The organism is Streptomyces sp. JL2001, assembly GCF_050917515.1.
Lineage (GTDB): Bacteria > Actinomycetota > Actinomycetes > Streptomycetales > Streptomycetaceae > Streptomyces.
On record NZ_CP169421.1, the window covers coordinates 6,173,707 to 6,195,269 of the forward strand.

Annotated in this window: 16 protein-coding genes; 10 read left to right on the forward strand and 6 right to left on the reverse strand. The window is 72.6% G+C overall.

The window, feature by feature from the left end; genetic code table 11:
* Positions 1-409 precede the first annotated feature (409 nt).
* The gene (locus tag ACE1OA_RS27545) at positions 410-3,571 is read left to right on the forward strand and encodes a hypothetical protein (RefSeq protein ID WP_432753536.1); all 3,162 of its coding nucleotides are present in this window, start codon (positions 410-412) and stop codon (positions 3,569-3,571) included.
* A 139-nt stretch (positions 3,572-3,710) separates the two neighbouring features.
* Here ACE1OA_RS27545 and ACE1OA_RS27550 read toward each other — a convergent pair whose 3' ends face one another.
* Positions 3,711-4,754: a DUF3533 domain-containing protein gene (locus ACE1OA_RS27550; protein ID WP_384869761.1), complete on the reverse strand. Its 1,044-nt coding sequence runs from the start codon at positions 4,752-4,754 to the stop codon at positions 3,711-3,713.
* A 151-nt stretch (positions 4,755-4,905) separates the two neighbouring features.
* Here ACE1OA_RS27550 and ACE1OA_RS27555 point away from each other — a divergent pair, with 151 nt between their 5' ends.
* The 3 genes from ACE1OA_RS27555 to ACE1OA_RS27565 all read left to right on the forward strand — a co-directional run bounded on the left by ACE1OA_RS27555 (position 4,906) and on the right by ACE1OA_RS27565 (position 10,644).
* Complete coding sequence (locus tag ACE1OA_RS27555; protein WP_432753537.1) at positions 4,906-8,601, forward strand: DNA polymerase III subunit alpha; 3,696 nt, start codon at positions 4,906-4,908, stop codon at positions 8,599-8,601.
* Positions 8,598-9,557: a DNA polymerase Y family protein gene (locus tag ACE1OA_RS27560; RefSeq protein WP_356601122.1), complete on the forward strand. Its 960-nt coding sequence runs from the start codon at positions 8,598-8,600 to the stop codon at positions 9,555-9,557. The genes ACE1OA_RS27555 and ACE1OA_RS27560 overlap by 4 nt, the downstream gene beginning before the upstream one ends.
* Positions 9,558-9,783: 226 nt before the next feature.
* A complete protein-coding gene (locus ACE1OA_RS27565; RefSeq protein ID WP_356601121.1) occupies positions 9,784-10,644 on the forward strand; it encodes an esterase/lipase family protein in 861 nt (286 codons plus the stop codon).
* A gap of 31 nt (positions 10,645-10,675) precedes the next feature.
* On the opposite strand, the gene ACE1OA_RS27570 is transcribed toward ACE1OA_RS27565, so the two are convergent.
* Positions 10,676-11,710, reverse strand: a complete 1,035-nt coding sequence (locus tag ACE1OA_RS27570; RefSeq protein WP_356601120.1) for a lytic polysaccharide monooxygenase — start codon at positions 11,708-11,710, stop codon at positions 10,676-10,678.
* Between the two features lie 340 nt (positions 11,711-12,050).
* Between ACE1OA_RS27570 and ACE1OA_RS27575 the strand changes: the two genes are divergently transcribed.
* The 4 genes from ACE1OA_RS27575 to ACE1OA_RS27590 all read left to right on the forward strand — a co-directional run bounded on the left by ACE1OA_RS27575 (position 12,051) and on the right by ACE1OA_RS27590 (position 15,265).
* Positions 12,051-13,511 (forward strand): HNH endonuclease, encoded by a 1,461-nt coding sequence (locus ACE1OA_RS27575; RefSeq protein ID WP_432753538.1) that lies wholly within the window; start codon positions 12,051-12,053, stop codon positions 13,509-13,511.
* Complete coding sequence (locus tag ACE1OA_RS27580) at positions 13,508-14,110, forward strand: hypothetical protein (RefSeq protein WP_432753539.1); 603 nt, start codon at positions 13,508-13,510, stop codon at positions 14,108-14,110. The genes ACE1OA_RS27575 and ACE1OA_RS27580 overlap by 4 nt, the downstream gene beginning before the upstream one ends.
* A gap of 167 nt (positions 14,111-14,277) precedes the next feature.
* The gene (locus ACE1OA_RS27585) at positions 14,278-14,742 is read left to right on the forward strand and encodes a GNAT family N-acetyltransferase (protein ID WP_432753540.1); all 465 of its coding nucleotides are present in this window, start codon (positions 14,278-14,280) and stop codon (positions 14,740-14,742) included.
* A gap of 70 nt (positions 14,743-14,812) precedes the next feature.
* Positions 14,813-15,265, forward strand: a complete 453-nt coding sequence (locus ACE1OA_RS27590) for a DUF6299 family protein (protein WP_356601111.1) — start codon at positions 14,813-14,815, stop codon at positions 15,263-15,265.
* Positions 15,266-15,383: 118 nt separating this feature from the next.
* Here the strand turns inward: ACE1OA_RS27590 and ACE1OA_RS27595 are convergent, their stop codons facing one another.
* Together ACE1OA_RS27595 and ACE1OA_RS27600 are read right to left on the reverse strand one after the other, a co-directional pair.
* Positions 15,384-15,878: a DUF402 domain-containing protein gene (locus ACE1OA_RS27595; protein ID WP_356601110.1), complete on the reverse strand. Its 495-nt coding sequence runs from the start codon at positions 15,876-15,878 to the stop codon at positions 15,384-15,386.
* A complete protein-coding gene (locus ACE1OA_RS27600; RefSeq protein WP_356601109.1) occupies positions 15,859-16,782 on the reverse strand; it encodes a GNAT family N-acetyltransferase in 924 nt (307 codons plus the stop codon). The genes ACE1OA_RS27595 and ACE1OA_RS27600 overlap by 20 nt, the downstream gene beginning before the upstream one ends.
* A gap of 71 nt (positions 16,783-16,853) precedes the next feature.
* Between ACE1OA_RS27600 and ACE1OA_RS27605 the strand changes: the two genes are divergently transcribed.
* On the forward strand, positions 16,854-17,228 hold the full coding sequence (locus tag ACE1OA_RS27605) for a GntR family transcriptional regulator (protein ID WP_384869750.1): 375 nt from the start codon (positions 16,854-16,856) through the stop codon (positions 17,226-17,228).
* Positions 17,229-17,408: 180 nt separating this feature from the next.
* On the opposite strand, the gene ACE1OA_RS27610 is transcribed toward ACE1OA_RS27605, so the two are convergent.
* Positions 17,409-18,554, reverse strand: a complete 1,146-nt coding sequence (locus tag ACE1OA_RS27610) for a DUF5925 domain-containing protein (RefSeq protein WP_384869748.1) — start codon at positions 18,552-18,554, stop codon at positions 17,409-17,411.
* 273 nt (positions 18,555-18,827) lie between these two features.
* Here ACE1OA_RS27610 and ACE1OA_RS27615 point away from each other — a divergent pair, with 273 nt between their 5' ends.
* Positions 18,828-19,637 (forward strand): SGNH/GDSL hydrolase family protein, encoded by an 810-nt coding sequence (locus tag ACE1OA_RS27615; protein ID WP_432753541.1) that lies wholly within the window; start codon positions 18,828-18,830, stop codon positions 19,635-19,637.
* On the opposite strand, the gene ACE1OA_RS27620 is transcribed toward ACE1OA_RS27615, so the two are convergent.
* Positions 19,621-21,246, reverse strand: a complete 1,626-nt coding sequence (locus ACE1OA_RS27620; RefSeq protein WP_432753542.1) for a serine/threonine-protein kinase — start codon at positions 21,244-21,246, stop codon at positions 19,621-19,623. The two genes, ACE1OA_RS27615 and ACE1OA_RS27620, sit on opposite strands and share 17 nt — an antisense overlap.
* Positions 21,247-21,563 lie beyond the last annotated feature (317 nt).

Below are 21,563 nucleotides of genomic sequence, written 5' to 3' on the forward strand. Positions count from 1 at the left end.
GACGAGGTGCGGAAACACCAAAGAGCACGCACCTGTCTCAGGCGCGTGCGTGCGCACTCTCTGTCATGAACGCCTCGCATGACAAACGGAGAAAGCCGAGGTCAGAGGGGGTGGAGTGAGTTGGATCACGGCTGAGTTCAGGCCAGAGGACCCCACGGGTGATCTTCAGCGCGCAACGGTCATTTCAGTGCAACTGCATCACCATGGCCGGGCAAATGCCGCAGGTCAGCGCATTGTTGATCGCACGTCAAGGCCACCCCACCTCCAGGTAACGGATTCATAAAATCCTCATGTGTGGACGGCATGTGGCGAGTGTGTGATCGTGTGCCCGCCCTCTGCCCCGCGGCCTGCCGTTCGGGGCTGTCTGTGCTGTCCTCAATCCGCCTGGTTCACACGGGAGTAGACCGCAGTGACTGCGCTGCCTCGTTTTCTCAGCCCCTTCGTGCGCACGCGCACCAGGCTGATCTGCACTTTCGGCCTTGTTCTGGCCGCTCTGACCGCCTCGTTGCTGCCCTGGTGGCAACCCGATGCCCCGCCCACCGCCCATGGCGGTTCGGCGACCGAAGCGAAGCCGGCCTCGACCGGCCCCCGCGACGCGACCGCCGCCAGGGCCGAGGCGCGACGTACCCGCAAGCAGGTGCTCGTCGACACGGCGACCACCGCCACCGAGCTCACCTGGGCGCTGCCGAACGGGCAGTTGCGCACCCGGATCCACGCGCTGCCCCAGCGGGCGAAGAACGCCAAGGGCCAGTGGGCCCCGATCGACAACAAGCTGACCCGGACGAAGAAGGCCCCCCGCGGCCTCGGCATCGCGCCGGCCAACCCGGCCGTCCCGGTGCGCTTCTCCAGCGGCAGCACCGACGCGACCCGGGCCGACCGCTCGTTCGCGCGCGCACCGCAGCCCGGCGAGACGACGCTGGCCGAGGTCGACCTCGGCGGCCACACCATCGCCTACACCTGGCCCGGCACCCTGCCCGAGCCCGTCCTCGACGGCCCCCGTGCCCTCTACTCCGAGGTCATGCCCGGCGTCGACCTGCTGCTCGTCGCGCGCGAGGAAGGCGGCTTCGCCCAGGCCCTCATCGTGAAGACCCCGGAGGCCGCGAAGCAGGAGGCGCTCACGTCCGTCTCGTACGGGCTGCGCTCCGCCACCGCGACCTTCCAGCACGACACCAGGAGCCACCGTGTCCTGGTGCTGGACAAGGGCGGCAAGGAGGTCGGCTCGATCCCGACGCCCTTCGCCTGGGACTCCAGCGGCCGTGACCCCGAGCTGCCCGAGGGCACCGTCAACCGGACCGCCACGGCCACGCCGGCCGACGTGCTGAAGCTGTCCGGCCTGACCGGTATCGAGCCGGGCGCCAAGTCCGCTCAGCTTCCGGTCCAGCTCGACGGTGACAAGACCGGTGCCGCCCGCCTCGCGCTGAACGTCGCTGCCACCAAGCTCCTCGACGACAAGAACGTCACGTTCCCGCTCTTCGTGGACCCGACCATCAACTCGGGCTGGCAGGCGTGGACGACGGCCTACCGCCCGTACCCGAGCAGCAGCTTCTGGAACGGCACCAACTTCTCCTCCGGCACCTCCGACGCCCGCGTCGGCTACGAGTCGGACACCGGCGGCCTCGGCCGCTCCTTCTGGCGCATGGGCTTCTCCTCCAGCATCAAGGGCGCCACGATCACCCGGGCCTCGTACAAGGTCCTCAACAACCACTCGTGGTCGTGCACCACCCGTGAGTTCCAGTTCTACCTGACGGGCGCGATCTCCTCCGGCACCACCTGGAACGCGCAGCCGAGCTGGACCACGCAGCTGCAGAAGAAGTCCTTCGCGCACGGCTGGTCCTCCAGCTCCTGCCCCGATGACTACGAGATCTTCGACAACGCCACCGTGAAGGCCGCCGCCCAGACGGCCGCCGACAACGGCTGGTCGAACATCACCTTCGGCATGCGGGCCACCTCCGAGTCCGACACCCAGACCTGGCGCAAGTTCCGCGCCACCTCGGCGACGTTCGAGGTCGACTACAACACCAAGCCGTCCGAGCCCACGGCCGGCACGACGTCGCCCGGTGGCGACTGCGTGCCCGGCCCCGGCGGGGGTCTGACGGTCGCCAAGACCAACATCACCCTGTCGGCGAACGCCAAGGACCCCGACGGCAACCTGTCCAAGCTGCGCTTCCGCTTCCTGAAGACCGGTGGCACGCCGACCGAGTACCTGGCGACCCCGAACGCCTCCGGTACGGCCACGGTGACGATCCCCGCCACCTTCCCGCTGGACGACAAGACGATGTACTCGTGGGACGTGCGGGCCGAGGACTCGACCGGCGCCGTCTCCACGTTCTTCCCGCCCGGCACCGAGCCCTGCCGGCTCACCATCGACGCGACCGCGCCGCCGCAGCCCGACGTCACAAGCACCGTGTTCAAGAAGGCCACGTCCGACGGTGCGACCTGGGCCACGGTGAACTTCGGCGGCACCGGTGCGATCACCTTCAAGTCGGCGGGTGCGGCGAAGTTCCGCTTCGGCTTCGAGGGCATCAACTACGTCGACGTCAACGCCGTCAACGGCGAGTACACGAAGACCGACCTGACACCTCCGCACGCCGGCCCGAACTGGCTGCACGTCTTCGCCCTCGACGCGCTCGGCAACGTCAGCGCGCGGACGGACTACAACTTCTACGTCCCGCCGCGCGACACCGCCGACGGTCCCGGTGACGTGGGCGGCGACGGCATCGCCGACCTGCTCGTCATCGACGCCAACGGCAACCTGTTCTCGTACCCCGGCTACCCGGGCGGCGAGCTGTACGCCGGCCTGGCCGGCTCGTACACGACGGACAAGAAGCTCCACCCGGCGGGCCACTGGTACGACCCGGCCACCGGCAAGCCCGCGCTGATCAGCAAGTACGGCGACGTCTACCCCGGCGACGGTACGACCGACGTGTTCGCCCGTACCCCGGACGGCGGCTTCTGGCTGTACCCGGGTGACGGCTACGGCACCTTCAACGTCGACGACCGGATCAGGATCCGGCTGCCCGCGAACGCGCCCGCTCCCTCGACGTGGACGCAGATGAAGGCCGTCGGCGACATCACCGGCGACAAGCTGCCCGACGTGGTCCTGCGGGCCGGCACGGCCTTCTGGACGCTGTCCGGTTACACCGGCGCCACCTTCCAGACGGCGACCCTGATGAACGCCGACGTGTGGGAGCGCCGCGAGATCGTCAACGTCGCGGACATCGACCTGGACAACACGCCCGACATGCTCTGGCGCAGCCTGGACTCCGGAACGATCTACCTCCGGTACGGCAAGCCGGGCCCGGTGGCGGGCAGTGTCGACATCAACTCGCTGATGGTCGCGGCCAACTCCCGCGGCGGTGTCGACGTCTCGTACGGCACGAACTGGACCGAGGCCAACATCTCGGCGATCGTCGGCATCCCCGACGTCAACGGCGACCGGATCCCCGACCTGTGGGTCCGTTACGCCTCGGACGGCACGATGAAGGTGTACTACCCGTCCACGACCAACACCAACGCGGCGGTCAAGACCGTCCTGTCGGTCAACTGGAGCGGCATCAAGTCCTTCGGATGACGCCGGGCGGACGGTGACCCGTCTGCCGTGACCGAGCCCCGGCCGCCCCTTCGGGCGGCCGGGGCTCGGCCGTTTCCCGGCGGCACTCCCGCGCGCCGATCGACCAGGCCTGCGCGCCCGCTTCCCGCCCGCCCGACTTCTACGCGCCCGCTTCCTGCCCGCCCGCCTCCCGCGCGATCGGCTCCGCCTGCGGCTTCCGCCTCAGTGACGCCGTCACGAGCGTGATCGCGGTGCCGGCGACCGCCCACGCGGAGAGGACCAGCAGCGGGCCGGTGACGTCGTTGCCCTTGAAGTAGGCGATCGAACGGGCCACCCAGGTGCCGGCGCCCGGTGGCAGGGCCGGGCCGATCGCGTTCCAGAAGGGGGGCAGCATCGGCAGGGGGAAGGCGCCGCCCGCGCTCGGGTTGCCCGCGACCACGATCAGCAGGATCGCGAGGCCGATGCCCACGATGCCGAAGACGGACTGCAGGGCCAGGGTCGCCGCCCCGACGGCGAAGACGACCAGCGTGCCCAGGCCCCACAGGGCCGCGACGCTGCCCGGCAGGGCGCCCAGGATCGGGCCGACGATGACCGCGCCGCCGAGTCCGCCGATCGCCGAGTAGACCGCGAGCGTGCCGAGCCGGATGACCGCGCGGGTGGTGTTCGCGGGCCGGGAGCCCGCGCTGATGGCCAGGATCGCGGCGCAGATGTAGCCGCCGACGCACCAGCCGACGACCAGGTAGAAGGCCGAGAGCCCGTCGAAGTCCTGGGGGGAGGCCGGGGCCACGTCGACGGTGCGGACCGTGCGCCGGTTCGCCGCCTCGACCTTGGTGAAGAGCGCCTCCAGGGTGGAGGACAGTACGGTGCCGCCGCCGGAGGCGACGAGCAGGGTGTCGGTGGACCCGGCCGGGTCCACCAGCAGGGCCCCGTCGATGTCCCGGTTCATGATCTGGCGCCTGGCCTCGTCCGCGTCGGAGACCGGCCGGGGGTCCAGCGGCTCGCCGGGGAGCCGCTCCAGCCGCCCGACGAGCTGGGCCGAGACCTGTTGCGGCGCGACCACGCCGAAGGGCACGTCCCGCGGCTTCGGGTTGTGCAGCGCCCCGACGTAGGAGGCGATGAACAGCAGCTGGAGGGCGAGGACGCCGACGACGAGAAGGGCTGCTCGGGGGGTGACGGCACTCTTCAGCTCATCGACGAAAGTCATGCCCCCCACGCTCCGGGTCGAGGGGTGTCCGCGCAGGTGGGGTGGGGCCGGATGGCTGACGTGCGCGCAGTATCGTACGCACGTTCGAAATAAGCTAGGGTGAAGAAGAGGGGGGTGGGAACAAACGTACGAATCGATGCGGGAGGTGCGCATGCCGGGATTCACGCATCTGCACACCGCGTCGGGTTTCTCCCTGCGCTACGGCGCCTCGCACCCCGAGCGGCTGGCCGAGCGGGCCGCGGAGCGCGGCATGGACGCCCTCGCCCTCACGGACCGGGACACGGTCGCGGGCGTGGTGCGCTTCGCGAAGGCCTGCGAGAAGGCGGGCATCCGTCCCCTGTTCGGCGCCGACCTCGCGGTCGCGTCACCCGCGCTCCCGCCCTCCTCGTCCGGGACTCCCTCGTCCTCCCCGGGCCGTCGTGGCGCCGGCGCGGGCCCGACCGCCTCCACGCCGCCGGCCGGCGCCCGCGGCCGGAACGGCTCCGAGGGCGCCACCGCGCCCGGTGACCACGACGTCTCCGGACGGTCCCGCACCGCCCACGGGCGCGCCCCGTCCGGCACGGGAGCGTCCGAGGGCGAGCGGTGGCCCGGGTCCGGAGAGGCGCGGACCTCCGCGCGACGGGTGCCCGTACGGGGCGGGGCCTTCGTGGACGAGTCCGCGGCCCGGGCCGTCCTGCTCGCCCGCTCCCGGGAGGGCTGGGCCGCCCTCTGCCGGATGATCACCGCCGCCCACGCCGGTGGCGGGCAGCCCCTGCTCCCCTGGGACGCCAACCACGGCGACGGCCTGTTCGCGCTCCTCGGCCCCGACTCCGACGTCGGCCGGGCCCTCGCCGCCGGCCGCCCCGACCGGGCCGCCCGGCTGCTCGCCCCCTGGCGCGAGCGGTACGGCGACGCGCTGCGGCTGGAGGTCGTCCACCACGACCGCGCCGGCACGGGCCCCGGGTCGCTGCGGCTCGCCGCCCGTACGCTCGGCTTCGCCGCCGAGCAGGGCGTCCGCCCGGTCCTCGCCAACGCCGTCCGCTACGCCGACCCCGGCCAGGGCCCCGTCGCCGACGTCCTCGACTCCGCCCGCCGCCTCGTCCCCATCGACCCACGCAAGCAGCTCGACAGCGGCCGGTCCTGGCTCAAGGGCGCCGACGCCATGCTGGCCGACGCCGAGCGGATCGTCGAGGCCGCCGGTTTCCGCCGGGACACCGCGTACCGGCTGCTCGAACAGACCCGGACGGTCGCCGAGGCGTGCCTGCTCGACCCCCGGGACGACCTCGGCATGGGATCCGCCCACTTCCCCGAGCCCCGGCTCGTCGGCGCCGGTCACCGCACCGCCCAGCGCGTCCTCGCCTCCCGGGCCGCCGCGGGGATGGTGCTGCGGGGCTACGACCGGCGCCGAGACCACCGGGTCTACTGGGACCGGATGCACCACGAGCTCGACATCATCGCCCACCACGGCTTCGCCACCTACTTCCTGACGGTCTCCCAGGTCGTCGACGACGTGCGCCGGATGGGGATCCGGGTCGCCGCCCGCGGGTCCGGAGCCGGCTCCCTCGTCAACCACCTCCTCGGCATCGCCCACGCCGACCCGGTCGAGCACGGTCTGCTGATGGAGCGCTTCCTGTCCAAGAACCGCACCGCCCTGCCCGACATCGACATCGACGTCGAGTCCGCCCGCAGGCTGGAGGTCTACCGCGCGATCATCGACCGCTTCGGCGCCGAGCGCGTCGCCACCGTCTCCATGCCCGAGACCTACCGGGTGCGCCATGCCGTACGGGACGTGGGCGCCGCCCTGTCCATGGACCCGGCCGAGACCGACCGGATCGCCAAGGCGTTTCCGCACATCCGCGCCCGCGACGCGCTCGCCGCCCTCGACGAACTCCCCGAGCTGCGCGAACTCGCGGGGGAGGTCCGGCGCGGCGGGGAGAGGTACGAGAGGTTCTGGCAGCTGGTCGAGGCCCTCGACGCCCTGCCGCGCGGCATCGCCATGCATCCGTGCGGGGTGCTGCTCTCGGACGCCTCGCTGCTCACCCGTACCCCTGTCGTCCCCACCAGCGGCGAGGGGTTCCCCATGTCGCTGTTCGACAAGGAGGACGTCGAGGACCTCGGGCTGCTCAAGCTCGACGTGCTCGGAGTGCGGATGCAGTCCGCGATGGCGCACGCCGTCGCCGAGGTCGAGCGGGCGACGGGCGCCCGGGTCGACCTCGACGACCCGGAGCGGGTCCCGTCGGGGGACCCGGCCACCTACCGGCTCATCCAGTCCACCGAGACCCTCGGCTGCTTCCAGATCGAGTCGCCCGGCCAGCGCGACCTGGTCGGCCGGCTCCAGCCCGCCACCTTCCACGACCTCGTCGTCGACATCTCGCTCTTCCGGCCCGGCCCGGTCGCCGCCGACATGGTCCGCCCGTTCATCGAGGCCCGCCACGGCCGGGCACCCGTCCGCTACCCGCACCCGGACCTGGAGGGGGCGCTGAAGGAGACGTACGGCGTCGTCGTCTTCCACGAGCAGATCATCGAGATCGTGCGGATCATGACCGGCTGCGGCCGCGGCGAGGCCGACCAGGTGCGACGGGGTCTCTCGCACCCCGAGTCGCAGGGCCGGATCAAGCTCTGGTTCGCCCGGCAGGCCGCGCTGCGCGGGTACGAGGACGACGTCGTCGCCCGTACCTGGGAGATCGTGGAGGCCTTCGGCTCGTACGGCTTCTGCAAGGCGCACGCGGTGGCGTTCGCCGTGCCGACGTACCAGTCCGCCTGGCTCAAGGCGCACCACCCGGCCGCCTTCTACGCCGGGCTGCTCACGCACGATCCGGGGATGTACCCCAAGCGGCTGCTGCTCGCGGACGCCCGCCGGCGCGGGGTGCCGGTACTGCCGCTGGACGTGAACCGGTCCGCGGCCACTCATCGGATCGAACTGGTGTCCGAGTCGCCCGAGGTGTGGGGGCTCCGGCTCGCGCTCGCCGACGTCCACGGCATCAGCGAGGCGGAGAGCGCCCGGATCGCGGCGGAACAGCCCTACGCCTCGCTGCTCGACTTCTGGGAGCGGGCCCGCCCCCGCAAGCCGGTCGCCGAACGGCTCGCGCAGGTCGGCGCGCTGGACGCCTTCGGCGCCAACCGCCGCGACCTGCTGCTGCACCTGACCGAACTCCACCGCACCCAGCGCGGAGCCGCATCCTACGGCGGCCAGCTCCCGCTCGCCCAAGGCCGCAGGACCGCCCCCGTCGGCCTGCCCGACCTCGACGAGTCCGAGCGGCTCAGCGCCGAGCTGGGCGTGCTCGGCATGGATGCCTCACGTCATCTGATGGGCGACCACGACGCCTTCCTGCGCGAACTCGGCGTCGTCTCCGCACGGCGGCTGCGCGAGACCCCGCACGGCGCGACCGTGCTCGTCGCGGGCGCCAAGGCGGCCACCCAGACCCCGCCGATCCGCTCCGGCAAGCGCGTCATCTTCAGCACGCTCGACGACGGGACCGGCCTGGTCGACCTCGCCTTCTTCGACGACGCCCACGAGGCCTGCGCGCACACCGTCTTCCACTCCTGGCTGCTGCTCGTCCGGGGCGTGGTGCAGCGCCGCGGCCCGCGCAGCCTCAGCGTGGTCGGGGCCGCGGCCTGGGACCTCGCCGAGCTGGTCGAACTGCGGGCGGCGGGCGGCCTGGAGGCGGTGGGCGCGCGGCTCGCGGAGCCCGTGCCCACGTCCGCCGGCTCCGGCTCCGGCTCCGGTGACAACGGTCGCCGGATCACGATGGGGACCGGATACGAGATGAACCCCTGGGCGGACCTGAGACCGGCCGGCGAGGGCGCGCAGCCCGCGGCGAGGAAACTGAGGAAGCTGTGGCACCAGAGTCAGGGGAGCGCGGGATGATCCTCTGCGTACGGTTCCGGCTCGAGCCGATGCACGAGGCGCTGCTGCCCCGACTGGTCGCGCTGCTGGGCGAGTTCACCCCCGTCGTCGAGGCAGCCCCGCCCGACACCCTGCTCGCCGACGTGCGCGGCGCGCTGCGCTATTTCGGCTGGAGCCCGACGGAACTGGCCTCGGTGGTACGGGTCAGGGCGCTCGCCCTGTACGGGGTCGACTGCGCCATCGGGGTCGGGCCGAACCCGATGCTGGCCCGGATGGCGGCCCGCGACGCCCTGCCGGGCACCACCCCGGTCGTCGAGGACCCGGCCGCCTTCCTCCGGGACCGGCCGGTCGTCGCGCTCGACGGGGTCGGCCGCGCCCTCGCCCGTACGCTCTGCGGCTACGGCCTCGACTCCGTCGGCCGGGTCGCGGACGCGCCGCTCGCCGTCCTCCAGCGGCTCGTCGGGGCGAAGGCCGGCCGTGACCTGTCCGAGCGGGCGCGGGGCATCGACCGCACCCCCGTCGTCCCGAACGCGGTCTCCCGCTCGACGGCGGCCGAACGGTCCTTCCCGCACGACGAGCTGGACCACGCCGCCCACCGCAGGGCGCTGCTCTCGCTCGCCGACGAGCTGGGTGCCCGGATGCGGGCCGAGGGGCAGGTGTGCCGGTCCCTGACGGTCACCGTGCGCTACGCGGACCGGTCCGTCACCAGCCGGACCCGGACACTGTCCGAGCCGACCGCCCACTCGGCGGCGCTCACCGCCCTCGCCTATACGGTGCACGCGTCGTTCGGGCTGCAGCGCGCCCGGGTGCGGGGGATCGCGCTCCGGGCGGAGGGGCTGTCCGCGGCGGAGGGGACGGCCCGTCAGCTCTCCTTCGACCCGGCGGACGAGAAGGCCCGGCGGATCGAGGCGGTGGCGGACCGGGCCCGGGCGAAGTTCGGCCCGAGAGCGGTCCTGCCGGGCTCGCTGGCGGCCTGAGGGGACGGTCCGAGGGCCGTCGGAACGTCCCGGCCGCGGCGGTGGGGCGGTCTCCGGGGCGGCGCGTTGGGCCGTCTTGACGACAGGTCAGTTTTTACCGACGCGTAACTTCCCAGTGAAGGCTACCCGTCCGTAGCTTGTTGAGTGCAGAGCATCCCCACTTGTGGTCCGGACCGCAGGGCTCCACGCATCCATCACTCCCCTTGAGCCGCAAGGAGATCACCCGATGCTGCCCTGGAAGCACGCGCTCAGAGCTGTCTCCGTCCTGCTGCTGACCGCCGCCGCCACCCTCGCCCCCACTGCTTCTGCCCAGGCCACCGCCGCCCCCAGCCGGGGCTGGAACGACTTCGCCTGCAAGCCCTCCGCCGCCCACCCCCGCCCGGTCGTCCTGGTCCACGGGACGTTCGGCAACTCCATCGACAACTGGCTGGCCCTCGCCCCGTACCTGGTCAACCGCGGGTACTGCGTCTTCTCGCTCGACTACGGCCAACTGCCGGGCGTGCCCTTCTTCAACGGGCTCGGCCCGATCGACAAGTCGGCCGAACAGCTCGACACGTACGTGGACCGGGTCCTCGCCGCCACCGGCGCCGCCGAGGCCGACCTCGTCGGCCACTCGCAGGGCGGCATGATGCCGCGCTACTACCTGAAGTTCCTCGGCGGCGCCGACAAGGTCAACGCACTCGTCGGCATCGCCCCCGACAACCACGGCACCACGCTGCTCGGCCTGACCAAGCTGCTGCCGTACTTCCCCGGCGCGGAGGACCTCCTCAACGCCAAGACCCCCGGACTCGCCGACCAGGTGGCCGGCTCGCCGTTCATCACCCGCCTCAACGCGGGCGGGGACACGGTGCCGGGCGTCCGGTACACGGTCATCGCGACCCAGTACGACGAGGTCGTCACCCCGTACCGCTCCGGGTTCCTCTCCGGCCCGAACGTCACCAACATCGTCATCCAGGACAAGTGCGCCCTCGACCTCTCCGAGCACGTGGCGATCGGGACGGTGGACCGGGTGACGTTCCACGAGGTGACCAACGCCCTCGACCCGGCCCACGCGACCCCGACCACCTGTCTGTCCGTGATCGGCTAGGGCTCCTGGGAACAGCCGCCGGCTCCGGTGGCTAGCGGCTGTGCCGGCCCGCCGGCAGCGACCTGCGGCGGACCGTGGTGAAGAGCAGCGCCGCGCCCAGCGCCAGCACCGTGGCGCCACCGGCCGCCAGGTAGGCGGTCGAAGCGTCCCCTCCGGTCTCGGCGAGGTTCTCGCCGGAGCCGGCGGCGGCGGGCTCGTTGGGCGCGGCGGGCTCCTCGGAGGCCGGGGCGGCCGGGACCGTCCCGGCCTCCGTGCCGTCCGCGTCCGTCGTGGCGGCCGGAGCCGCGGCGGTCTCCTTCGCTCCCGTCCCGGCGTCGGCGTCCCCGTGCCCGCCGTGCTCGACCGAGGACTCGTCCGCGCCGTCCTCGATCTGCTCGTCGGTCGGCGCGCTCGCCGTCGGCGCCGGGGCACCGCCCGCGCTGCCGTTGTCCTTGCCGAAGACGACGTCGGAGCAGGTGTAGAATGCCTCGGGGGAGTCGGAGCGCTGCCAGACCGAGTAGATCAGGTGCCGGCCGGACTTGTTCGGCACGGTTCCGTCGAAGACGTAGTCACCGTTCTCCATCCGCGGGTCGGTCACCGTCGCGAACGGCTTCTCCTCCAGGTCCGACCACTTCAGCGGCTTGGTGGGGTCGTAGCCGTCCTTGGTGACGTACAGCGCGAACGACCCCTTGTGCGGGGCGGTGCCCTTGTAGCGGAACGTGTGCTTGCCCGAGGCGAGGTTGCTGGCCGGCCAGTCGCCGCGCGCGAGGTCCAGCCCGCGGTACTTGTCGTTGCCCGCGCTGCACAGCTTGCCGTCCGGGATCAGCTCACGGTGCTTGCCGGCCGCGTTGGCGATGTTCACCGCGTTCCAGTCGTAGAACGCCTGCGTCCCGCTTGCCGCCACCGCCGCCTTGCACGCGGCCGACTTCGGGCTCTCCGGCCCCTCCGCGTAGCAGGCGGACACCCGGCTCACCGGATCGGTCATCGACCCGTGCGCGACGGCCGGCGCGGCGCCGATCCCGGCGAGCGCGAGGGGCGCGATGCCGAGCGTGAGAACGGTGGCGACCGTACGACGACGAGAGGTCATGACGGGGCAACTCCTTCGAGGGGGGGAAGTGGGCCGCGGAACAGCCGCGGTCCACGGACCCGCTTGCTCCGGCGCTCAGCAAGCTAGCCCCTGCGATCGCCGAATTCGGCTGCCGGGACGGGGTGACGGTGATCCTTATGGTCGCTTTAAGGGGCTCGTAAGAGGCGGCTCAGGAACACACCGCCGAGCCGGGGGAAGGACCTGCGGGCGGCTCCTCCTCCAGGAGTCGCTGCCGTCGTGTCAGGGCGTCGCACGATGATTTCGCTGGGACCAAGGGGCGTTGTCAGCGCCATGTGCTGGGATGGACGGTGGGGCGGACGACGCAGAGGAGACGCAGAAAGTGGCGACGGACACGGACTTCATCCATCGTGTGGGGGACCTCGCACCAGCCCTACGGAGTGGTGGGCAGCGCCTGCACCGTCCGCTCCTCCTGCTGTGGGCTCTTGCGCAGGCCGTCAACGGGAAACCGCGCCAGCAGCCCTGGTCGGCGATACGTGCCTCCGTCACGCCACTGCTCGCCACGTATGCGGCTGCCCCGGGCGACCAAGCTGCCGTGTACCCCTTCTGGGTGCTCCGGAACAGCAACCTCTGGGAGGTCGAAGGGGGCGAGGAGCTGTCTCTGACGAGCGATGGTCGCAGGCCCACCCTCAGCGTGCTGAATGAGCGCGATCCACTCGCTGGCTTGCTGGCAGAGGACCATGACCTGCTCAGGCGGGAGCCGTCCGTCGCAGCGAGGACTGCAAGTAGCGTGCTGCTGCGCTTCTTTCCTGACGTGATGGCCGACTTGGCACGCGACCTGGACCTGACGACGTTGCTGGCCAGTGGCATCGACGGAGCGCTGCGTCCCCGCGTGGGCGAGCCGTACGCCAACCGAACGGCGATTGCCGCTGTCTACGGGGGTAACGGGGTCGGAGGAATCACCCCGCTCGCGGACGGCATCCTCAGCGTGTACTCCGACGACAAGGGGCCCTACGACGACAGGCGCGTCGCAGGGATGGACTGGATCGCTTACACCGGAGACGGTCTCTCGGGCGACCAGAAGATGTCCGGCGGAAATAGGTCCATGTCCGCGTACCGTGCCGAGCAGCGCCCCCTGCGCTACTGGCACAAGCCCCACGGTGGCGTCTTCACCTTCGAGACCTGGGTGGTCATCGTCCAATGCCGGCAGCGGTGGGGTGTGGGGCAGAACCGAGAGCCTCGACGCGAGTACGTCTGGATCCTTGCTCCGGTCCCTTCGCCTCTGCGCGCCACGTGGCCGGAGGAGGTGAAGGAAGCTCTCGCGCAGGACGTTGCGGATGACCTGAAGGTGCACGACGACCTGGACGTCGACCTGCCGCCCGTCTCTTTGGGCGATCCTCAGGGGGCCATGACCGACATGGAGCGTTACCGGAAGCTGTCGGCGGCGGCGCGGCGCACGGCAGCGGGGCGCACTGACCGTTCCAAGCTCACCAAGGTAGAACGCTATGTGCGCTCGACCGCAGCGCGGCAGGCGGTGATCCTACGGAGCGGAGGGCGCTGCGAGAATCCGACATGCCTGGGGCATCCCACGGAGTTGACGGACAAGGGCGATCCCCTGCTCGAAGTGGATCACGTCCACGAGCTCAGTAGGGGTGGGGGAGACACGCCGGAAAGCATGATCGCGCTCTGCCCGAACTGCCACACCCTCAAGACGCGGGGGAGTGGCCGGCAGCAGCTGCGTCAGGCCTTGCTGGTGCGCGCGAAGGCACTGCACCGGTCGTTCGCAGGCAGCCAGGGCGAGAACGAGAAGAGGCGGGAACCGACGACCGGGCGGCCCCTGTGACCGGCACCGGAGTGCCGTTGCTCCCGCGCGTGCTGCGGACGCTGCCCTTCGACTGGGGGGCCTGGCCCGCCGAGGAGAGTGGCGAGCTGGTCGCTCTCGCGCGGGCGGTGCTCGAAGCCGGGCTGCCGGATCGGCGGCTCGACGTGGCGGAGCCGCCGGTGGAGGTGGACGAGTCGTGGCTTCCGGACGGTGACCTCCCGCCCGACTGGGTCGACATCCGGGCCGTCCTGCTGTCGGCGCAGCGCAGCCTTCCGGCCGTCACCGTCGGGCAGTTGGCCGCCGTCGAGGCCGAGTGCGCCCGGCGGGGGCTCGACACCACGGACTTCGAGGAGGTCTGGACGCGGCGGATCACGGCGTGGGTGGTGGAGCACGCGCTGGTGTGGTGCGGGCTGATGGTCGACGATCTCGACACGCTCGCCCCCTGGTTCCCCCCGCTCGCCGGACTGTACGTCCGGCGCCGCATGGCCGTCGACGCGGCGGTCGGGGCCCTCATCGCCACATGCGAGCTGCCGGGGAGCCGGGCGGTCCTGGCCGGGCTGGCCGCGGACGCCGGCCTGCCGGGCGAGACCCGCGAGAGGATCACGGACGCGCTGGGGTAGCGGCGCGCACCGCCCCCTCCGCGTCAGCCCGGTCGGCGGTAGCGCCGCTCCGGGCGACCCGTCCCCCCGGCACCGCAGCGTGATCTCCGCGCGGCCCGTCTCCGCCGGCCGTCATCGGGCGGGCCGCTGCTGAGGAAGGTGATCACCCGCCGCCGTAACGTGACGGTATGACTCACGCGCTGCCCCGCCCCGCCGTCGCCACCGACGTGCCGGCCGTCAAAGGCCTGATCGACGCCGCCTTCGGGCACTACGTCGAGCGGATCGGTCTCGTACCCGCCCCGATGCGGGCGGACCACGCGTCGAACGTGGCGGCGGGGCGGGTGTTCGTCCTCGGCGATCCGGTGCGGGGACTCGTGGTCGTCGTCCCCGAGGACGACCACCTCTACCTCGACACGATCGCCGTCGACCCCGCGGTCCAGGGCACCGGCCTGGGCCGCACCCTCATGGAGTGGGTCGAGGCGCGCGCCCGGGCGCTCGGCCTGCCCGAGGTCCGCCTGCTCACCAACGCGATGATGTGGGAGAACCAGAGGCTGTACGAGCGGTACGGGTACGAGGCCGTCGAGCGGCGCGCGGACGGACCGTACGACCGTATTCACTACCGAAAGCTGCTCAACTCGCCCCCGATCGGGTGAGTTTCGATGCCGGAGCGGCATGATCCGGTATCCCTGGCGGGCGACATCACCCCCACCGAAGGACCTTCCCATGCGTCTCCGACTCGCCCTCGCCCTCGGCACCCTGCTGCTCGCCGCCACCCCGGACGCCGCGACCGCCGCCCCGGCCCGTCCCCTCGACCGGGCGGGAGTCCTCCTCGCCGACGGGCTCACCGTCGACGGGACCGGAACGGTCGCGCCCGACGGGACGGTCACCCTCTCCGGCACCTACCGCTGTGCCGACGACAGCGCCGGAGCGGTCTTCGTGAGCAGCTCGCTCGTCCGGCAGGACCGTTCCACCGGCATCGGCGGCACCCGTGCCGTCTGCGACGGCCGGGTGCGCGCCTGGTCCCACTCGGGTGTCGTCGAGGAGCCCCTCCAGCGCGCGGGCGCCGCCCAGGTGCGGGCCGCCCTGATGCAGCTCGCGCCGGGTCCGATGGGGCTCCCGCTGCCCAGTGTGCGCGCCACCGAGGAGGCGGACGTCGAACTGGGACCGCGTGCCTGACCGGTGTGCGACGCGCCGGGCCGCCCGCCGACCCGCCTGTCCGGCGGGCACCGCGCACAGCCGACCCGCCTGTCCGGCGGCCGGCGCGTCCGATCGGCTCCGCGGCCACTGCGCCCGATCAGTGGGACGGGCCGGCGCCCAGCAGGTCGATCAGACCCTCGCGGCCGAGGACCTCCAGCTCGTCGAGGGCGACGACGGCGCAGGCCGCCGCCTCCGGGTCGGCGGCGGCCAGGCCGCTCGCCGCGAACTCGTCCTCGTCCAGCCGCAGCACCTCGCTGCCGTCGGCCGACACCCACAGGTCCAGGTCCAGGTCCTCGACCACGACCTCGTCGCCGTCGACCGCGGCCGGCCGGGTGACGTCGCAGTACCAGCCCTTGAGCGTGCCGTCGGCGGAGCGGACCTCCTTGACCGCGTACCAGCGGTCGCGCCAGTAGTGCTCGACGAAGACGTCCCCCGGCTCGAAGCGGACGAAGCCGAAGTCCCGTACTCCCTCGGCCGCCCAGGGGGCGCGGACCGTGAGCCGGCGACCGTCGTCGGACACGACGTCGGCGGGATACCGGATCTTCGTCCGGCCCGCCTTCGTCAGCACCACCTCAACCGACCGTGCGGACATGGCGCACCTCCGTCGCGCAGATCTCGTAGCCGAACCACTTGTTGATCGCGAGCATCGGCTCGTTTCCCGTGTCGTTGCCGGTGAACGCCTCGGTGCAGCCGGCGGCGCGGGCCCGGTGCAGCGAGTGGTTCTTCGCCAGCTTGGCCAGGCCGCGGCCCCGGAATGCCGGATCGGTGCCGGTCATCCCCGAGTTGTAGCGGCCCAGGCCGTCGGTCTGGGCGGCGCTGAACGCCGCAGGCCGGCCGTCGACGACGGCGACGGTCGTCAGTTCGGCGTCGAAGAGGGGGTGGTTCCAGGTGGTCGCCAGCCAGTGCGCGTAGTCCGTGAGCTCGGCCCCCACGTCACCCGGCTCGTCCGCGGTCGTCAGCGCGTCCAGCGTGAACAGCGGCCGAGGGTCGTCCGCGTACGCCGAGGCCGGGCGCAGTTCGACCCCCGCGGGCGGCTCGGCGAGGGGCGGGAGCGCGGCACCGGCCAGGTCGAGACGGAGGAAGTGGGCGGAACGGCGGGAGAGGTAGCCGTGCCGTTCGGCGAAGGCCCGGTTCGCCGGGGCGTCGAGGACCCAGCTGTACAGGGTGGTCGCGCCGCGTTCCGTCAGGTGCTCCTCGGCGGCCCGGGCGAGCAGGGTGCCGGCACCGAGGCCCTGGTGCTCGGGATGCACGTAGATGTTGAGGGAGCCGACGTGCGGTTCCGGTGCGTCGTGGGCGATCCGGACCTGCGCGCTGCCGATGATCTCGCCCTCGGCGGTCACGGCCACCAGCGGCCGTTCGTGGCCGTCGGGGTGGGCGTGCGCCCAGTCGAAGGCCACCTGCTCGGCGGTGGCGAGCATGAAGGGGAGGGAGGCGCGCCGGACGCGGGCGAAGCCCTCGGCGTCCTCGGGCCGGACATCGCGGACGATCACAGTCATGGCCCGAAGGTACGCGCGGGTAGGGGACGGTCGCCTCCCAATTTCGCCGGGATCGGGGGCAGAATCAGGCCGTGACCTTGCGAATCAACGTGGACACCGGCGCCACCACCGCTCCGTACGAACAACTCCGCGCCCAGATCTCGGAGCGCGCCCGCTCCGGGGCGCTGCCCGTGGGCTACAAACTGCCGACGGTGCGCGGCCTCGCCGAGGACCTGGGCCTGGCGGCGAACACGGTCGCCAAGGCGTACAAGGCGTTGGAGGCGGACGGGGTGATCGAGACGCGCGGCCGGCACGGCACGTTCGTGGCGGCGGCGGGCGACGCGGCGGACCGGCTGGCGGCCGCCGCCGCGGCCGGCTACGCGGAGGAGGCCCGGCGGCTGGGGCTGACACGGGAGGCGGCCCGGGCGGCCGTCGAGGACGCGCTGCGGGCGGTCTACGGCGGCTGACCGCGGGCGGGCCGGCGCGGGGCCGGGGCGGCGGTCGGGCGGCGGTCGGGCGGCGGTCGGGGACACCCGGCCGATGGCGCACCGGGAGCCGTGACCGTTCCCGGCGGCGCCGGTCCGGCGCCCGTCCCGTTCCGATCCCCGTTCCGGCGCCCGCCCCCTCCCGGCGGTGCCGGCCTCGGCTCACAGGTAGAGGCCGGCCTCCGGGGCGCGGGAGCCGGGGACGCCGGCCGCGGGTGTGCCCCGGCGCAGCGCGAACAGCTCCGCGAGCGTGGCTCCTTCGCGCCCGATCCCCTCCTCGGTGCCGAGCCAGGTGGCCGCCTCGCGGTGCGTCAGGGCGCCCACCTCGACCCGCGCCAGGCACCGGCCCGGGCGGACGACCGCCGGGTGCAGCCGCTCCAGGTCCTCGTTGGTCGTGACGCCGACGAGGACGTTGCGCCCCTGCCCGAGGAGACCGTCCGTCAGGTTGAGCAGCCGGGACAGCGCCTGGCCGGCGGTGTGCTTCGCCTCGCCGCGGATCAGCTCGTCGCAGTCCTCCAGGAGCAGCAGCCGCCACCGCCCCTTGGCCGTGCCCTCGTCCTCGCCGATCGCGATGTCCATCAGGTAGCCGACGTCGTTGAAGAGCCGCTCGGGGTCCAGGACGCAGTCCACCTGGCACCAGTCACGCCAGGAGCGGGCGAGGGTGCGCAGCGCCGAGGTCTTGCCGGTCCCCGGCGGCCCGTGGAGGAGCAGCAGCCGCCCCGCGATGTCGTCCGGGGTGACCTTCATCAGCCGGTCCATCGCGTCGGCCACCGGCGCCGTGTAGTTGGGACGGATCTCCTCCCAGGTGCCGGCGCTGATCTGACGGGTCGTGCGGTGCGGGCCGCGCCGGGGCGAGACGTACCAGAAGCCCATCGTCACGTTCTCGGGCTGCGGTTCGGGATCGTCCTTCGCCCCGTCCGTCGCCTCCCGCAGGATCCTCTCCGCGAGGTCCGCGTCCGTCGCGGTGACGGTGACGTCCGCGCCCCGGTTCCAGCGCGAGACGAGCAGCGTCCAGCCGTCGCCCTCGGCGAGTACGGCGCGCCGGTCGTCGTCCTTGGCGGCGCGCAGCACGTGGGCGCCGGCCGGCAGCAGGGTCGCGGCCGGCTTCACCCGGTCCAGGGTGGTGCTGTGGGAGTGCGGCTGCTCGCCGGTCGCGAAGCGGCCGAGGAACAGCGCGTCGACGACGTCGGCGGGGGAGTCGCTGTCGTCGACGTTGAGCCGGATCGGCAGCGCCCGCCGCGGGTCGGACGACTCCGACGGCCCCGGCGGCCCGGACGGTACGGGCGAGGTGGCAGACATGGCGCCCATGATCCGGCAACCGGGCATTTCGCGCACGGTGTTTTGAACGGGACGGTCCGCGCGTCGCATCGGACCACGTCACCGGCTTGAACCCGCTGCTCCATCCGGGGATTTCGAGCCACGCGGCCAGGGTCGTCGCCGTCCCCGAAAGCGGCTTCGGGGGCGGGTTCGTGACGGCGTCTCAGTGAGCGCTTTCCAAATGGTCTTGGCATGGACACTTCCAGGGCGCCGGGTCCGCTGCTACTACCAAGTAACGCAGAGGTCCTGCTACAGGGAGGTTTCATGAAACTGTCGCGCATCACGGCGTTCACGTCCTCACTCCTGCTCGGCGCCGTCCTCGCCCTCACCACCGGCGCGGGGGCCGCCCAGGCCGCCGAGACCGCCGCACTCGACTACGTGGCTCTCGGCGACTCCTACTCCTCCGGTGTGGGGGCCGGGAGTTACGACAGCGCCAGCGGCGACTGCAAGCGCTCCACGCGTGCCTTCCCGGTTCTCTGGGCGAACGCGAACTCCCCCTCCTCCTTCGCCTTCACCGCCTGCTCGGGCGCCCGAACGGGTGATGTGACGAGCAGCCAGCTCGGTCCGCTGTCCGCCGCCACCGACCTCGTCTCGATCACCATCGGCGGCAACGACGCCGGCTTCGCGGACGTCATGACGACCTGTGTCCTCCAGGCCGAATCCACCTGCATCAACCGCGTCAATCAAGCCAAGGGCTACGTCGACAGCACCCTGCCCGGGAAGCTCGACGCGGTGTACTCGGCGATCAGGACCAAGGCTCCCGCCGCCCGGGTCGTCGTCCTCGGCTACCCCCGCTTCTACAAGCTCGGCGGCGGCTGCATCGCCGGACTGAGCGAGAACGAGCGGACCGCCATCAACAACGCCGCCGACTACCTCAACGCGGCCACCGCCAAGCGCGCGGCCGACCACGGCTACACCTTCACGAGCGTCGTCCCCGCCTTCACCGGACACGAGATCTGTTCCGGCTCGGCCTGGCTGCACAGCGTCAACTGGCTCAACATCGGCGAGTCCTACCACCCCACCGCCTCCGGGCAGTCCGGCGGCTACCTGCCCTCCTTCAGGAGCGCGGCGTAACCGCACCCCCCGCGCCGGTGGCCCCGCCCGTCGGGGTCGCCGGCTCGCAGGTCACCGAGAACGCCTCCCAGTCCGACTCGACCCGGGCCGGTGCGCGGACCTCCAGCCGGACCCGGTCGCGATGCGCGCCGGCGCCCCGATCGGCCGTCTCCGTGTGGTCCAGCTGCCGCGAGGCCGGGCCGCCTTCGGGGAACTCCAGCTTCCGCCAGTCGGAGCCGGACCCCTCGCCGCTCTCCGTGACCCAGCGGTACTCGACCGAGGCGGGTGTCCGCCCCACCGCCACGGCCGCCGTGAAGGCGGGCGCGGCGTCCTGCAGAGGCGGGCACGGACCGGTGTACCGCGCACGTACGGCGGTCACGAACACCTGCACCGTCTGAGCCGGCGGTGTGGGGCTCCCGCTCGTCGGCCCGCTCGTCGTGGGGCTCGGCGTCGGGCCCGTCGAGGTCGTCCCCTCCGACGGGGTCGACGAGGCGCTCGTCGGGGCGGTGGTGGTCGCGGGCGCGCCGGTCGTGGTCCCGCCGCCAGGAGGCGTACCACCGGGCTCGTCGTCCCGCAGCAGTACGTACGCCAGCCCGCCCACGGCCAGCAGCAGGAGGGCGATCGCGACGGCGAGCACCACGACGGCACGCCTCCGCCGATCCTCGTCCTCCCCGCGCCGCACGAGCGTCGGCGACTCGCCGCCGGGTCCGCCGGCCGGCGCCGGCGGAGGGGTGGGCGGAGGCGTGGGAGCGCCCCCCTCGGGTGATCCCGCGGGCCGCGCCGCGCCCGCCGGCTCCGCCCGCACCGGCCCCGAACGCGGCGTCCCGCCCGCCCCCACCAGCCGCAACTGCCGCTCGGCCTCGGCGGCCTGCAGACGCTCCTCCGGGTCCTTGCGCAGCAGCCCCTCGATCACCGGGGCCAGCGCGCCGGCCCGGAGCGGCGCCGCCGGCTCCTCGTCCACCACGGCCCGCAGGGTGTCGAGCGCCGAGTCCCCCCGGAACGGCGGACGGCCCTCCACGGCGCGGTACAGCAGCACCCCGAGCGACCACAGGTCCGAGGCGGGCCCCGGGGTGCGCCCGAGTGCCCGTTCCGGAGCCAGGTACTCGGGCGACCCGACGAGCTCTCCGGTCATCGTCAGCGGGGAGGTCCCCGCCACGGTCGCGATGCCGAAGTCGGTCAGCACGACCCGGCCGTCGTTGGACATCAGGACGTTGCCCGGCTTCACGTCCCGGTGCAGGACCCCCGCCTCGTGCGCCGCGCGCAGGGCCGCCAGCACCTCGGCGCCGACGTGGGCGGCGCGCTGCGGGGGCATCGGGCCCTCCGCATCCAGGACCTCGGCGAGGGTGAGTCCGCGGACCAGCTCCATCACGATCCACGGGCGGTCGTCCTCGGTGGCCACGTCGTAGACCGTCACGACGTTGCGGTGCGAGATCCGGGCCGATGCCCACGCCTCCCGTTCCAGGCGGGCGTACAGCCGGCGCCGGTCGTCGGCGGGGAGCCCGGCCGGGGCGCGGACCTCCTTGACGGCGACGTCACGGGCCAGGGCCTCGTCCCGGGCCCGCCAGACGGTCCCCATGCCGCCCTCGCCGAGCACGTCCAGGAGCCGGTACCGCCCTGCGATCACGGTCATGGCGCGTCCCCTGTCCGGCGATGGGTGCAGTGGGGCATATCTGCCCCCGGGCGGGGTATTTCGAACTCACCCGGCCGGGTGCGCGTTGATCTTGGTGGTGGAGATCACACACCGTCAGGTGATCAGGAGTGACGACCTTGAGTGCAGGATGGTTCGTGACGGTTCGGCAGGTGTTCGATCGCTGTCCAACTCGCCCTGGAATCACACGGATTCGGAGAGTGACCGTCAACCCCCGTACGAGTGTGGTCAATCGCGTCGTCGGGATACACGGGTGTCACAGCGGGGCGATAGGGTTAACCTGCCCGGGCCGGGTGCCC

Coding starts and splice junctions, on each gene's coding strand:
- ACE1OA_RS27550 (WP_384869761.1), bottom strand. CDS start 4,754: ATGACTTTCGTCGATGAGCTGAAGAGTGCCGTCACCCCCCGAGCAGCC.
- ACE1OA_RS27555 (WP_432753537.1), top strand. CDS start 4,906: ATGCCGGGATTCACGCATCTGCACACCGCGTCGGGTTTCTCCCTGCGC.
- ACE1OA_RS27560 (WP_356601122.1), top strand. CDS start 8,598: ATGATCCTCTGCGTACGGTTCCGGCTCGAGCCGATGCACGAGGCGCTG.
- ACE1OA_RS27565 (WP_356601121.1), top strand. CDS start 9,784: ATGCTGCCCTGGAAGCACGCGCTCAGAGCTGTCTCCGTCCTGCTGCTG.
- ACE1OA_RS27570 (WP_356601120.1), bottom strand. CDS start 11,710: ATGACCTCTCGTCGTCGTACGGTCGCCACCGTTCTCACGCTCGGCATC.
- ACE1OA_RS27585 (WP_432753540.1), top strand. CDS start 14,278: ATGACTCACGCGCTGCCCCGCCCCGCCGTCGCCACCGACGTGCCGGCC.
- ACE1OA_RS27590 (WP_356601111.1), top strand. CDS start 14,813: ATGCGTCTCCGACTCGCCCTCGCCCTCGGCACCCTGCTGCTCGCCGCC.
- ACE1OA_RS27595 (WP_356601110.1), bottom strand. CDS start 15,878: ATGTCCGCACGGTCGGTTGAGGTGGTGCTGACGAAGGCGGGCCGGACG.
- ACE1OA_RS27600 (WP_356601109.1), bottom strand. CDS start 16,782: ATGACTGTGATCGTCCGCGATGTCCGGCCCGAGGACGCCGAGGGCTTC.
- ACE1OA_RS27610 (WP_384869748.1), bottom strand. CDS start 18,554: ATGGGCGCCATGTCTGCCACCTCGCCCGTACCGTCCGGGCCGCCGGGG.
- ACE1OA_RS27615 (WP_432753541.1), top strand. CDS start 18,828: ATGAAACTGTCGCGCATCACGGCGTTCACGTCCTCACTCCTGCTCGGC.
- ACE1OA_RS27620 (WP_432753542.1), bottom strand. CDS start 21,246: ATGACCGTGATCGCAGGGCGGTACCGGCTCCTGGACGTGCTCGGCGAG.